The sequence below is a fragment of the Cellulophaga sp. BC115SP genome (assembly GCF_009905545.1).
GTDB lineage: Bacteria > Bacteroidota > Bacteroidia > Cytophagales > Spirosomataceae > Flectobacillus > Flectobacillus rivi.
Genome location: NZ_JAAALB010000042.1, coordinates 38,389 through 53,690, shown reverse-complemented (window position 1 = coordinate 53,690; position 15,302 = coordinate 38,389). Strand labels below are relative to the sequence as shown.

Below are 15,302 nucleotides of genomic sequence, written 5' to 3'. Positions count from 1 at the left end.
TTTATAAACTCGCTGCGCTCAAACAGTATAAATTCATTGCTTACGCAAGCAATTTTAAGAAAGTTTAAACAGCTTCATTGAAAAATATGTGCTTATGGCCTAAAGCTTAATGCCTATTGCAGGTAAAATTTATTTTATTTTGCCCACTAACTTCAATCATTACTTCAACAAAAACTGTTTACTTATTTCATCATAGGTTGCCAAATGATGATTGGCTTTTCCGTCTTTTTCAAAGATAGCCTCCCAAGTATTGAGTGGCTCCCAAATACATGTTCCTTTACCTTTTGGTAGATTAAAGGCTACTTGATTGACTTCGTTTTTCATTTGCGAATATTCTACCACAATAACATCTTTGTTGTAGCGCTCAATCAGGTTACTGAGATTGTCTCGCAAATCTTCAATAGTTCCATGCCATTTTGGATAATAAGATTCCCCAATCACATCAAAATGAACACCTCGCGCTAACATATTGTCTATAAACTGAACTGACTCATGATGTTGTCCGCCCAAAGCTACATGCAACATCATAATCGTTTGCGGAGCCACCGCCTTCACTGCTGAAGTGCCTGCGTTGATGAGTTGCGCCAATTGGTCAGTGTTAGCAAAACTACCTTCTGGCCAAACTAGCCCATGATTGATTTCATTGCCTACTTGTACCATATCGGGTAAAGTTCCCTGTGCCTCTAGCGCCTCCATTACTTCGTACGTGTAGTCGTACAATGATTTTTTAAGGTCTGAAAAATTCTTTCCTTCCCAAGCCGAAGGCTTAAATTGTTTGCCAGGGTCAGCCCAATAATCTGAATAATGGAAATCCAATAAGACTTTCATGCCTAGCGCTTTGGCACGTTTTACCATTTCTTTGGTATGTGCCAAATCACAAAATCCTTTTGTCGGAGAATAGCCTTTTGACTGTGCAGGATTATGGAAAATTCTCAAACGGACATAATTAAAACCATGGTCTTTCAAGATTTGGATGGCATCTTTTTCAACACCTTTATCTGAAAACTTGATATTTTTTGCCTCTAATTCTGGTAAAAAAGAAATATCTGCTCCCAGCATTTTATCGATTGGCGCTGACTTTTTGGCTTCTGGCTTAAGTTGGTATATTGGATCGATACTTACTTGGGCTATTTTTTGAGGTGAAACGGTCAAAATATCGGTTCCACCAGAATATAAGCCTGTTGCCGATGCCTCAAACTGAATCATACTTGGATTTTCGCCCATTTGTACAATTACCTGACATTTTCCATTAAACAAATTACGTTGCCACATACCATCGGCACATTGGTCTGGTTCATGGCTACTTGGGTCTCCATTACCAACACCGATGATTTTTGCATCGCCTTTGAGCTTAAACTTTATCAAATTATCAGCGTTAGGCACTTCACGACCTTCTTTGTCTATCACTGAAATATTGATGATACTTACATCTTTTCCATCTGCAATTGCGGTAGTTTTGTATGGCGTCACTACAACTTCGTAAGGTAAACCTGTAGTCTCAACTTTTGCGGTAATTTTTCTACCTTTTTTCCAACCTATGGCTTCCAATTTTCCAGCAGTGTAATTCACAGTCCAATTCAAATGTCCATTTCGTGGCATGGCTTTTTTACCCAAAGATTTTTCATTCAAGAATAGCTCTACCTCATCGGCATTGCTATTGACCCAAACATCGATCGGTTGACCTTCTTTTCCTTGCCAATTCCAATGTGGCGCTATATGCAAAACATCTTTGTCGGTCCACCAACTTTGATAGTAATAATAGATATTCTTGGGAAAGCCACATACATCCATTACCCCAAAATGCGAGCTAATGTTTGGCCAACGATAAGGAGTTGGCTCTCCGCGATAATCAAAACCTGTCCAGATAAAACCACCTAGCCAAAAGTCATTGTTTGCTGCCAACTTCCACCATTCTTCGGCTTTACTTGCCCACCAAGGTGCTGTAATATCTTGGTCGGGTACGTATCCTCTGATGGTATCTTTTTCATAAATACCTCTCGTAGTAACAGTACTGCCCATTTCTGTTCCTAAAATAGGCTGAGTTGGGTGGTCTTTATGATAGTCTTCAACAGCAAACTGACGATAGTTGAAGCCACGCACAGGTATCACTTCGTTTACGCCTGAAAAATGATTTGCCAAGTCGGCTGCATAGGTAGAAGTTCGAGTTGGGTCTAGTTGTTTTTGTTTGGCTAATAAAGTCAAAGCAATTCTTTTCCCAAAGGTATTTTTCTGAATCCATCCCTCCTCGTTGCCTATGCTCCACAAAAATACCGAAGCATGATTTCTGTCTCGCTTTATCAGTCTTTCAAACTGATTCATATATTCTGTACCACTATTCAATAATCGTTGCTCATCCAATAGTAACATTCCTAAACTATCACAAGCCTCAATCAATTCAGGTGTTGGCGCATGGTGACTCGCACGGTAGGCATTAGAACCCATATTTTTCAATAAACTGATACGGTAATATTGCAAATAATCTGGCATAGCACTACCTACTCCTGCATGATCTTGGTGATTATTAGTCCCCAAGATTTTCACGTGCTTTCCATTGACAAATACACCATTGGCCTTTATATCAATGGTACGAATTCCAAATCTAAATTGCTGTTGATCAACAACTTTACCTTGCGACTTCAATTCAACTTTTACCTTGTATAAATATGGGTCTTCTAAGGACCAAAGACGAGGATTAACAATGCTGATGGCTTGGCTTACCATTTTCTCTTCCTGAGCCTTTAAGGTAAAAGCTTGCTCAGAAGATTTGGCAACTACTTTACCGTTTCTATCTAACAAATAACTTGTAATAGTCAGGTTGTCAGACTTATAATCTTCATTTTTGAAAGTCGTTTCTACTTTTACATTGGCTTTATTGCCTGTTATCTCTGAATAAGCAAAAATACCATCTTCCTGAATATGAGCATTTTGATAGCGATTTAGCCATACATGGCGATAAATACCTGCTCCTTCATAAAACCAGCCTTCGTATTGGGATGCGTCTACACGCACTACAACAACATTGTCTTTATGAAAATTCAAAAAATCGGTAATATCATACGAAGCGCCTAAATAACCACTCTTGTTATTTCCTAGATAAAAGCCATTAATCCAAACATTGGCATCACGATAAATACCATCAAATTGAATAGAATAGCGACTTCCCGAATCGGCAGGGGCTAAACTAAAATGTTTACGATACCAGCCGATTGATGTCTCAGGAAATTGTCCTCCTACAGGTTTGAAGCCATGTGATTCAACATGAGTATCCTCGGATTTAACAAAAGGTAATGTCACCACCCAGTCGTGAGGTAAATTGAGTTTTGTCCATGTAGAATCTACAAATTTGGGGTCAATCGCCGTATTGACAGCCGAGCCTGATTTGTAAAAAAGGTTTGTCAGACCATAATTAAAATCCTTTTCAGGATTTGAGAAATGCCCCAAATGAAAACGCCAATCTTTATCAAAATTAGTTTTTGTTCTTGGGTTTTGGGATAAAGTAGGTTTCTGAGTCAAAGCGACAATCACTAAGGCAAAGGTCAGTTTGAATAGATACGTTTTTAGTTTTTGCATAAAATAGTTTTATAAAAAATGAGAAATGCGGATGTCTAATTCATGCGCATTTTCAAATTTCCAAATTTTCAAATCTTCAAATTTGTAACCCCTTAGTCAGCAAACGAATTGAGTGCCACCGTAGGTTTTCCAGAATTATCAAAAGCCCCTAAAGTATATCCTACCCAATTGTTATACGCTTGTGGTTCCCAGTACAAAACACCCAAGCCTTTCGAACCAGATACAGATTTTGTTTTTGTAATAATATCTTTGATAAAAGATTGACACTCGGTAGCCTGATCCCAAGGCATACCAATTTCTACAATCATTACTTCTTTGCCGTAACGTGAAACCATATCATTCATGTTATTCAAACAGTTTTGATTAGCCACTTGCCAAGTCGAATTGGCCCAAGTTGGATACAATGACATACCAATAACATCATATTTCGCACCATTAGACTTTAAGCCATCAAACATCCAACGAAATAGGCTATTATCATAACCATTCGCCAAGTGAACAATTACTTTTGCTTGTGGGAAAACCGCCTTTACAGCATCATATCCAGCATTAATCATTTGCGCAAAACCGCTCATATTTGTTGAGGCACGACCCGTTGGCCATAGCATTCCGTCGTTGGTTTCGTTGCCTACTTGCACCCATTCTGGGGTAACATTATTCTTTTTGAGTTCATTTAGCACATCTGTGGTATGATTGGCAATCGCTGTTTTTAGTCCAGCTAAATCCAAATTTGCCCAAGCGGCAGGTTTTGCTTGCTTGCCTGGGTCAGCCCAGTTATCGCTATAATGAAAATCAATCATAATACGCATTCCCAAATTTTTGGCACGAATCGCCTTTGCCACCACATCAGCCTTATCGTTATAGGCTGGAGATGGATTTACCCAAACTCTCAAACGAATGGTATTCATTCCCAAAGACTTCATCAAAGCCATTCCTTCCATTTGAGTACCTGAAGCGTTGTAGAATTTGATTCCTTTGGCTTCCATTTCTGTAATCCAACTAATATCTGCGCCCTTGGCAAAAGTAGATGTCACTGGCGTAACAGGCGTTGGTTCGACAGGTATTGGTGTATTATTGCTACAAGAAATGAGCAATACCGAAGCCATCAAAAAATGAAAATATCGTTTTAAGTTCATGAGAGGATATTAATTTTTAATTATGTAAAATTCAGGATAGGTAAGTATAAATGCTGAATTGTAAGTGGTGAATTGTGAATGTAATTTTAAGATTATCAGAATTTTACATCCACAGTCCAGCACTTGCAATTAAAACAAAACATTGGTTAAATCAGTAGGTAGAAATCTCAATTTTATGCCTTAACAATTTTCTATTCAATCGTATAAGTATAATTCCCAGCTTTCAAATCAAGGGTAATGGTTCTTGTGCCTGTTAGGTTTGTTGGAATTTTAATATCAGTTCCATCATACTCTAGACTTAGGTCGGCACCAGTATCGCCCAAATTGATGGTCCAACCGCTATTGGCTCTAAATTTCAAACTACCAACATTGAGTTTAGTGGTTGCTTTCCACACATTTTTGGTGGCATCAAACTGCATCGGAATATCGTTTGACCAATTTGAACCCTCGGGCGCGTCTCCAATGATAGACCATGTCGTTTTGGTGGCACTCCATGTATTCGTGTTGGTATTTGCTTTGATTAAAAAATAACCGTCAGTCGGCACAAACAAGTTTCCTCCGCTCGTATTAATCGTACCTGCTACGTCTGTACCAGTGGTCGTACTACTCGCCCAACCGTAGGCAATACCATTCCAATCTGGTTGACTTGTTAGTTTAAATTGGCGAGTACCACCCGATATCCAAACGTAACCTTCATAAATGCCATTCGAATTTCTTGATGAAATTTTTGGCGCAGTCGCTGGATTCCAACCTTGATAATCGCCCGCTACCCAAAGCGATGGGTAATTGATTACGACAATGTATGGCGTAACCGAAACGATTAATGTGTTTGAATACAAATCTGCTACCGATTCAGAAATACTCGATTTTACACGAATTTCCAGTTGTCCCACGGCACTTGGTTTGAGACCTTGTAAGATTGCCAACTGGTTAAAATCTGCCGTAGTGTATTTGAATGAAGTTGCATTTCCCAAACTAATCTCTTTAGGCGCTGCAAAGTTGGTTCCTGCTTTGGCAATTTGCAAGGTATATTTTGAGGCAGCTCTAAAACCATAATCCGAACGAGCCCATGTCAAAGATACAGTACTATCATTAGCTGTATTTGCCGATAATACATAGTTAGTTTGAGTAGAGGTCAGTTTAGGTGCTTGTGTCTGAGCACTCATATAGGTTTTTACTTCGTCGTTTTCGCAAGCCACAAAACTTTGTAAAAACAAGCCCAAAAAGAGATATTGTATGATTTTTTTCATTGAATTTCTATTTAGAAATACCAAAATTGATTTTTTCTGTTCAAATAATTACTAGTTCAAGACTTAGTCTTGGACTTATTTTCTAATTCTGTTTATAAACTGAAGCAAATGCTAGTCCGAGACCAAGTCTCGAACTAGGCAAAAGTCTATTTCGGAAGTGTAACCTACTTTTTAATATATATCTTTTAAATCATAGAAGTATTTTCCAAAACTTCCGAAATCAAAAATCCTAAATCCGCAATAGTTTAATCCTAGTATCCTTTATTCTGAACTAAATTTGGATTTGAAGAAAGGTCATTAGCAGGAATCGGGAAGATATTGTATTTATCCTCCACCGAGCGACCGTTGACAGTACCACCCTTCCAAGCCCAGAGATATGCTCCTGTTGTAAATTTCTTAAATCGAACTAAATCGGTTCTACGATGTGCCTCATAGTATAATTCACGACCTCTTTCGTCCAAAACAAAATCCAACGTCAATTGATTGGATACAATATTGCCCGTTGTTTTGCCATTGTAGGCACGAGTACGTAATTGGTTTATCAACGACAAAGCCGTACTCAAATCGCCACCCGTTCCACCACGTAACACAGCTTCGGCATACGTTAAATAGATTTCTCCCATACGAAAAAGAGGGAAATCGATATCCACAAAGTTTCCAGCTAAGTCTTGATGAGGGGCTTTTGCTCCTGAACGAGTTTTATTTCTGTATTTTGAAGAAGAATAACCGTCTGTTCCTGTGTACAAATCTGTCATGTCTTTGTTTTGACCAGTCGTATAAAACTGAGCACGAACATCCGTACTGCCAGAAGGGTCAACAAATAAGCTCACAAAATTTTGAGAGTGACGCAAGCCTCCCCAGTTACCATTTGTTCCTGACAAATCTCCTGGTAAAGCCGCTTGTCCGTGGGTCAAATAGGTAGTTCCACCCCAGTTTTGGGTATTGGTACCATCGTAAGCAATCATGAAAATATTTTCTTTGGTATTCAAATGATTGTCAGCAATGGTCAATTCACGATAATTGGTGTGTAAACCATAATTCGCATCTCTCAACTTATTACAATAGGTAATGGCGTCAGTGTATTTTGGCGTTCCTGTGTACACTTCTGCATTGAGATACAAGCGAGATAATAATGCCCAAGCAGCAGATTTTTCAGCACGTGGATACTCATTTTGTCCGGGTGCAATCAAATCGTTTTCGATAGCCTTCAACTCAGATTCGATATAGTTGAATAAATCTTTACGCTGAATTTGCTTCGGAATAGTTGTCCCAATCGCATCGTTTTCTGTGGCAAAAGGCGGATTCCCATACATATCCATCAAAACCCAATATTGATAAGCTCTGATAAAACGAGCCTCAGCACGATATTTTCTGATGTTATCGGCATCGGTTCCAGTAATACCTCTTTTGCTCAAATTGGCATCCGACGACTCGCGAATAAAATCGTTACAAAGCGTTATTTGAAAAAACGAGCGATAATACAAACCATTGACAATAGGATTAATTGCCGACCAAGACATTTCTTTTAGCCCTTTTACTCCCGCATCATTTTGCCAAGTCCAAGCAGCTTCATCGGTGGTGATTTCTTGTAAGTTCCAATACAAACGCAAGAAATCGGAGTTCCCTTCATCTGCAATAATTTGAGAAGGAATATCTGGGCTACCCGTCCCACCTGTGTTACCTGTCAGAGCAAAGGCTGCATATACTTTTGCAAGCCCTTGCTTGTATCCTTGAGGTGTTTTGTAAACGGTTTCAGAAGTAATATCATTCGTTGGTAGTAAATCCAAATCGCTTGTGCAGGAAGTACCGATACTTAATAAAAAAGCGGCAAGCGTTATTTTTATATAGGAAATTTTCATGGAATTATCTTTAAAAATCAAAGTTCAAACCTAAAGAGAATGTGCGTGGACGAGGATACAAATTGCTGTCGATACCCGAAGCTACTTCTGGGTCAAGTCCTGTGTATTTGGTAATCACGAATACGTTTTGAACACTGGCATTGAGACGCAAATTGACATTGCTATTTTTCATAATTTTACCCAAATCATAGCTCAAATTCGCATTGTCCATACGTACAAATGAGGCATTTTGGATATAATAATCGCTCAACAATTGTTGGCTATTTCCTTTGAATCCTGTTGTCAAGTAGTTCGTTGAAGCATTGTACAGGACATTATTACCTAAAATTTGGTTTTGTACGCCACTTTGACTGTAGTTGTTATTGTACACATAATTACCCACCGATGAGCGCATCACAACTCCCAAATTCCAACGCTTGTAATTGAGTGAGCTACTCAAGCCAAAGAATACTTTTGGCACGGAGCTTTTTCCTCTATACAAATCATCTTGGTTGATTACACCATCACCATTTTGGTCTACAAATACGCCATCCAATGGCTTTCCATTAGCATCATACACTTGCTTGTACAAATAGAAGGTATTGCGAGAATAACCCACCGAGTTGATGAAAGCAAACTGTCCTCCAATACCGCCTGCAATGCCACCAGAAGGAAAACCAACATAGTTTTGGTCGCCTGGTACTACGGTAAGATTGGTGATTTTGTTTTCGTTGTAAGTCGCATTAAAATCTAAATTCCAAGTCAACTCACGCTTGCGAATAATTTGCGTACTCACACTAAATTCCACCCCTCTATTTTCCATGCTTCCGACATTGGCAACGATATAAGCCGAGAAGTTAGCCCCAGCAGGTTGTGGGATATTGTTCAATAAGTCTTTGGTCTTTTTTACATAAAAATCAACACTACCTTTTACACGTCCATCCCAAAAACCGTAATCGATAGCAAGGTTGGTCGAAGCGGTTTCTTCCCATTTACGATTTGCATAAAATCCTCCTGGTCGGTAACCTTGATAATAACTATTACCAAACTGATAAGCGGCATTTGGCGCACTTAGGGCATAATAAGAATAGTAATCATAGTTTCCGATACCATCCTGCTGACCCGTCACACCATAACTTGCACGAAGTTTTAGGGTAGATAAGGTTTCATTTTTCGCAAAAATTCCTTCTTCTTTCAAATCCCAAGCCAAGGCAATGGATGGGAAAAGACCCCAACGATTCGCTGGTGTAAATCTCGACGAACCATCACGACGAAGCGTAGCTGTCAAGAAATATCGGTTGTTAACCGAATAGTTTGCACGACCAAAAAATGAAATCAAGGTATTTTCTGGTTTGTCAAAAGGAAAAGCAGGGTCTGTATTTGGGTACTTTTCGCCACTAGCGGTGTAGCTAGCGTAATTATAATTGGTGGTTAGGTAATTATTGTAAGAATAACCCGCCATTACATCTACACGACTTTTGAGGAAGCGTAAATCTTTGACATAGTTGAGGTAAAATTCTAATAAGGTATTTTGCTTAGTTTGCTTATAGATATTATTAGTTCCGCCTTTGCCACCTACTACATATCCAATGGCTGAGCTGTCGGATACATACACGGTACCTTCGCCTTTAGACACATCATAGCCCAAGTTGAGGTTAGCTCTTAATTCTGGAAGAAAGTGGAATTTATAATCAAACTGGATATTGCCAATACTACGTTGTGGCGTACCTTCATCATAACGTTGCTCCAGCATACCAAGAGGATTACGTCCTGCTAAATTCATCAAACCTGTTGGTGAGTTACGGTCAAGCCATTCAAAATAGCCACCAAAACGTTGGGGATTTACGGTTGCATAAACAGGTTGTGTTGGGTCAAAACTTACAGCTGCACCAATCGCACCTAAATTTGCAAATCTTGATTTTTGAAGCGATCCTTTCAAACTTAAATCTACCTTTAAATGGTTATTAAAAAAGGTAGGATTTAATGACAATGCAACAGACGTACGTTGTAATTTATCAGTCTTCAATACCCCTGACTGTGTTTGGAATCCTAATGAAATACGATAAGGCAATTTTGCAACTTCACCACCAATGCTCAAATTGTTATCAGTCATGTGGGCTGTCTGATAAATCACATCTTGCCAATTTGTATTAGCTGTACCTAATAGAGCTTTTTGGGCGGCTGTTCCTTTTTCATTAACAATCGTTCTAAACTGATCAGCACTCAAAACACTTACTTGTTTGGCAACGGTAGAAAGGGAGTTTACAGAAGAAAAATTAATGCGTAAAGCTCCGTTTTTACCTTTTTTAGTAGTAATAATGATAACGCCATTTGAAGCACGAGTTCCATAAATGGCTGCCGCTGAGGCATCTTTCAAAACGGTAAAAGTTTCGATGTCGTTGGGATTGATAAAACTCAATGGATTGGATGCACCCGCAATGCCTCCTTCTCCTTCTAAGGGCACACCATCAATCACAATCAAAGGATTATTACTGGCACTCAACGATGACCCTCCACGAATACGAATCGTACTACCTGCACCAGGCTGTCCGCTATTAGAGATAATTGAAACCCCTGGCACTTTACCCGAAATCAACTGCTCTGGGGTAGTAATAGCACCTGTTTGGAAATCTTTTGAAGTAATAGAGGTTACTGAACCTGTCAAATCTTTTTTACGACTTGTCCCATAGCCCACTACAACGACCTCCTCCAAAGAAGTATTATCGGCTACCAAACTTATGTTTAAGGTAGTTACGGCAGAAACCGATTTTTCGACTTTTACATAACCAACCGAACTAAACACTAATATATCTCCTATACTAGCCTTAATTTTGTATTCACCTTTGGCGTCGGAAATGGTAGCAGCCTTTTTATTTTTAACTGAAATACTCACGCCAGGCAACGCTTCCTCGGAAGCATCTGTTACACGACCTGTAATTAATTTGTCTTGCGCATAAGCAAAAATACTGCTAAGCGTACACAGTATTGTCAAGACAGAATACCATAAACTTTTTCTCATTTTTGACTTTATTTATCAATATAGTGCTATAAAATATTTTCAAAGTCAAAATTATAGAGAGCTTTAGGTAATTATTTGTGCTATCGTTCCAAACTTTGATGCTATCGTTCCAAATATGCACTCTGTTAGTCATTCTAGGTAAAAATGCCTTACTTTCGAATATCTATTTTTATTCTTTGGTTCTGAAATCAATCAGTCATATATGTCAAAAAGATTCATTTTATTCATTCTTGGAAATATCCTATTATTCTGTTTGTCCAGTCAAATTATTATAGGGCAAAAATGGGATATGTCCTTCAAGCATATCAATATAGAGCAAGGGCTTTCCAACAGTACCATCGAATGTATTTATCAGGACAAAAGAGGATTTATTTGGATTGGTACCAGAGATGGTCTCAACCGTTATGACGGTAAACATATTGTGGTTTATAAAAATGAATCGAACAATCCATTTAGTTTGAGCGACAATTTTGTCACTGCTATAACGGAGGATTCTCAAGGAAATATTTGGATAGGAACGATTGATGGTTTGAATCGTTTGGATGAAAAGAAAAATACTTTTGAGCGTTTTTTTTACCAAAAAGAAAACCCTAATAGTCTTGGAAACAATACGATTACCTCTCTATTAAAAGACTATAAAGGACAACTTTGGATTGGAACTCAAGGAGGCATTTTGAATCTTTGGAATGGGGAAAACTCGTTTAAAAAGTATTTCTTGAATAAATATACACAAGGGCAAATTGCCATTACAAGTCTCTATCAAGATACTGAAAACAACTACTGGATTGGCACAGACAAAGGACTATATTTTTTTGAGCCTCACAATGGACATTTTCAATATACAGGAACTATTACAGGCTCTCGTCCTACCGTCAATTGTCTCGCACAAGACGCACAAGGAAATCTGTTGATAGGAACAAATGGTCAAGGCTTAATAAGTTTTAATTATCGTTTGGGATTGAAAAAACGTTTTGTACAGCAAGATTTAAACCCGCATTCACTGGCGAATAATTTGGTAAAATCCATCTGGGTCGACCATAAAAAACAAATATGGATAGGTTGTATCAACGGGGGACTCAATCTATTCGAACCACTGACAGGTCATTTTACAAATTATCAGCCTCGTCCCGAAAACCCCAAAAGTTTAAGTCAAAGAACCATCTCAGCCTTGTTTGAAGATAACCAAGGAAATTTATGGATTGGCACCCATAGAGGAGGAATTAATTTGTATATGTCTCAAGTTCAAAAGTTTCAACTATTTCGTCAACAACCTAACGAAAATAGTTTGAGCTATAACGATGTCCGAGCTTTTTGTGAAGACACCTCTGGGGATATCTGGGTTGGGACAGACGGAGGAGGATTGAATCTTTTTCATAAAAACACTCAAACCTTTGAGCATTTCAAGCATAATCCTTTTCAGGCAAATAGTATTAGTTCAAACGAAATTTTAGGCTTAACACAAGACTATCAAAAACGTCTTTGGATTGCGACTTGGGGAGGCGGATTGAGTTTACTAGAAAATGGTTCTCGTAGTTTCAAACGATTTTTACAACAAGAAAATAACCCCAACTCGCTCGGTTCCAATTACGTGCAACAGGTATTCGAAGACCGTCAGCAACGTCTTTGGATTGCTACCTATTATGGCGGTTTGTATCAGTATTTACCCGATGGAAAGTTTGTAAAAATCCTTTATGGGAAAAATCGAAAATCCCAGTTATTGGGCAACAATATTATTTGTTTGAACCAAGACTTACGAGGAAGAATATGGATTGGCACAGATGATGGCGGACTCAATTGTCTTGACCCACAGACAGGCGTTTTTTCGCACTATTTTCATAAAGATTCGAAAAAACCAGACATTCGAATCATTTTTGTAGACCGACAAGGGCGCATTTGGGTGGGACATCGAGGACTTTATTTATGGCATGAGAAAGAGCAACAGTTCAGGCTATTCACGAGCAAAGCCCATTTGTCGGAGGATTTTATCAAAGGAATTGTTCAAGACGACGAGGATAATCTATGGATTTCTAGTTCGAATGGCATTACCAAACTAAACCCACAAAGCCTTCAAATTCAACAATATAACTCTGCCGATGGTCTGCAAGGATTGGAATTTGAACCGAATGCAGCTTTGCGTACTAAGGACGGGCAGATTTATTTTGGCGGTGTAAAAGGCTTCAATGCTTTTTATCCTCACAAAATCTCCAACAATAGCTACATCCCTCCTATTTATTTGACCAGTCTACAAATTTTCAATAAGAAAGTAAGCGTTGGCAAAGATTCGCCTTTGGAAGAGGATATTAGCTATCTCAAAACGCTAAAGCTAAGTCATAAACAGAATACCTTCTCGATTGATTTCGCAGCGCTAAATTTTACAGCTTCAGAAAATAATCAGTATGCCTACAAGCTCGAAGGCTGGGATAAAGATTGGATTATAGCAGGCTCCGAAAATAGAGCTTCCTATACCAATGTAAGTCCTGCGAACTATACTTTCATGGTAAAAGCCTCTAATAATGATGGTGTCTGGAATCCTGAAGTGAGCACGTTAGAAGTCATTGTTCATCCCCCATTTTGGGCAACTTGGTGGTTTAGGGCTATTGCTTTTATTCTTGTACTTACGGGGATACGTACTTTTTATCAGTTTCGTAGACGCATGGCAATTCAGCAATTAAAGGAACAGCAAAAAGAAGAGCTTCATCAGGATCAATTACAGTTTTTCACCAATATATCACACGAATTACGAACCCCACTTTCCTTAATATTGGGGCCACTGGATAAGCTCAAAAAGGATTTTCCTAGTCCTTTAGCTCTTCCTTATTATGATATGATTCAGCGAAATGCCAAGCGATTATTGGCATTGACCAATGAATTAATGGATTTCCGAAAAGTAGAATCTGGCGCTTTGCAATTGCATGTTATGCAGGGGAATATCAATATTTTCCTGACGGAAATAGCGGAAGAGTTTCAAGATTTGGCAACAGAAAAAGGAATCGATTTCAGGATTCTTCCTACGTCTTCTCAACAAACGCAATGGTTTGATAGACAGATTTTGGAAAAAATTGCGATAAATCTCCTTAGCAATGCCTTTAAATATACCTCCAACGGCAAAAAGATTGAAATTCAAATACTGGAAAGCTTAGATAATTTTCAACCTCAATATCAGTCTCAGTTGCGCATTACCAATGGTTTTACCAGTTCTCAAATGCTATATCTCCGTGTGGCAGATCAAGGAATTGGTATTTCTCAGGAATCCATTTCTCAGCTTTTTGAGCGATATTATCGTACCACAGAGTCACATATTGGCTCAGGCATTGGTTTGGCATTTGTCAAAAGTTTGACCCAATTGCACAAAGGTTCTATTTGGGTAAGTAGTGAGCGAGGTGCTGGTACGGAGATGTTGATTGGTATTCCATCGGGGGAAAAAGACTACCTTGAACATGAAAAATGGCTGAGAAATAGAACTCAAATCAGACTAGAAAGTCTTTCTAATTCGCTGGAAAGTCAATTTACTGAGCCTGAAATACCATCAAGTTCGTCATTACCACAAAATTCCACCTCCAAAATCTTAATCGTGGATGATAATGACGAATTGAGAACATTTTTGAAAGATGCACTACAAAACGACTATCAAATTGTAGAGGCTGAAAATGGACAAATTGGATACGAACAAGCCAAACGACACCATCCAGATGTGGTTATCAGCGATGTAATGATGCCTGTTATGAATGGGGTTGAATTTTGTAAAAAGCTCAAAACCGATCCACTTCTCAATCATATTCCATTTCTGATGCTCACTGCCAAATCTGCCTCGGATGCGCAATTAGAAGGGGTTGCTTCCGGGGCAGACTATTATTTTGCCAAACCACTCAGTATCGATATTCTTACCCAAACGCTCAAAAATATTCTCAGTCAACGCCAGAAATTGAAAGAAAAATATGGTTATGCACAGCTTTCAGAAAAAATCCAGCAGATAGATGAAGAGAAAGATCAAGCATTTTTGAATGATTTTCTACTAATTATTCATGAAAACCTTTCTGACCCAGAAATGAATATCGAGTTGATTTGTAATAAAATTGGCATGAGTCGCACCAAACTGTACACAAAAGTAAAAGACTTGACAGGCCAGCCCATTGGCGACTTTATAAGAAGTATTCGTTTGAAAACAGCCCTTCAACTCATGACTGAGCAGCAAATGCCTATTGCCGAAGTCATGTATCGTGTAGGTATTCAAACCCAATCTTATTTTACCAAAGCTTTCAAAAATGAGTTTGGTAAAACCCCCATGCAGTTTTTGAAAGAGTTGAAGGGGTGAGGGGTGAGGGGTTAGGCAAGGAGGGGATAGGGGTTAGTGTTATGGTTGAGGGATCAGGGGACAGGCACAAAGGCACAAAGTGTTTTCACTCCCCTCAAAGTTTTTAGTTGAACTATTTTAAACCCACTTTGTGCCTTTGCCACTAGACGCAAGCATTGCGTCTCTACTGAAAAACAC

Annotated in this window: 6 protein-coding genes; 1 reads left to right on the top strand and 5 read right to left on the bottom strand. The window is 38.8% G+C overall.

Annotated elements, in window-relative coordinates:
• Positions 1 to 159: 159 nt before the first annotated feature.
• The 5 genes from galA to GVN22_RS21930 all read right to left on the bottom strand — a co-directional run bounded on the left by galA (position 160) and on the right by GVN22_RS21930 (position 10,813).
• A complete protein-coding gene (galA, locus tag GVN22_RS21950) occupies positions 160 to 3,570 on the bottom strand; it encodes a beta-galactosidase GalA (RefSeq protein ID WP_166553154.1) in 3,411 nt (1,136 codons plus the stop codon).
• Between the two features lie 92 nt (positions 3,571 to 3,662).
• Positions 3,663 to 4,706, bottom strand: a complete 1,044-nt coding sequence (locus tag GVN22_RS21945) for a glycosyl hydrolase 53 family protein (protein ID WP_166553153.1) — start codon at positions 4,704 to 4,706, stop codon at positions 3,663 to 3,665.
• A gap of 191 nt (positions 4,707 to 4,897) precedes the next feature.
• Positions 4,898 to 5,956 carry a SusE domain-containing protein gene (locus tag GVN22_RS21940; RefSeq protein ID WP_166553152.1) on the bottom strand — a complete coding sequence of 353 codons (1,059 nt, stop codon included), beginning with the start codon at positions 5,954 to 5,956 and terminating at the stop codon, positions 4,898 to 4,900.
• Between the two features lie 251 nt (positions 5,957 to 6,207).
• Positions 6,208 to 7,815, bottom strand: coding sequence for a RagB/SusD family nutrient uptake outer membrane protein (locus GVN22_RS21935; RefSeq protein ID WP_166553151.1), 1,608 nt, complete (start codon positions 7,813 to 7,815; stop codon positions 6,208 to 6,210).
• 10 nt (positions 7,816 to 7,825) lie between these two features.
• Positions 7,826 to 10,813, bottom strand: coding sequence for a TonB-dependent receptor (locus tag GVN22_RS21930; protein WP_166553150.1), 2,988 nt, complete (start codon positions 10,811 to 10,813; stop codon positions 7,826 to 7,828).
• Between the two features lie 202 nt (positions 10,814 to 11,015).
• Here GVN22_RS21930 and GVN22_RS21925 point away from each other — a divergent pair, with 202 nt between their 5' ends.
• Complete coding sequence (locus GVN22_RS21925; protein ID WP_166553149.1) at positions 11,016 to 15,125, top strand: hybrid sensor histidine kinase/response regulator transcription factor; 4,110 nt, start codon at positions 11,016 to 11,018, stop codon at positions 15,123 to 15,125.
• Positions 15,126 to 15,302 lie beyond the last annotated feature (177 nt).

Coding starts and splice junctions, on each gene's coding strand:
- GVN22_RS21935 (WP_166553151.1), bottom strand. CDS start 7,815: ATGAAAATTTCCTATATAAAAATAACGCTTGCCGCTTTTTTATTAAGT.
- GVN22_RS21945 (WP_166553153.1), bottom strand. CDS start 4,706: ATGAACTTAAAACGATATTTTCATTTTTTGATGGCTTCGGTATTGCTC.
- GVN22_RS21930 (WP_166553150.1), bottom strand. CDS start 10,813: ATGAGAAAAAGTTTATGGTATTCTGTCTTGACAATACTGTGTACGCTT.
- GVN22_RS21940 (WP_166553152.1), bottom strand. CDS start 5,956: ATGAAAAAAATCATACAATATCTCTTTTTGGGCTTGTTTTTACAAAGT.
- GVN22_RS21925 (WP_166553149.1), top strand. CDS start 11,016: ATGTCAAAAAGATTCATTTTATTCATTCTTGGAAATATCCTATTATTC.
- galA (WP_166553154.1), bottom strand. CDS start 3,570: ATGCAAAAACTAAAAACGTATCTATTCAAACTGACCTTTGCCTTAGTG.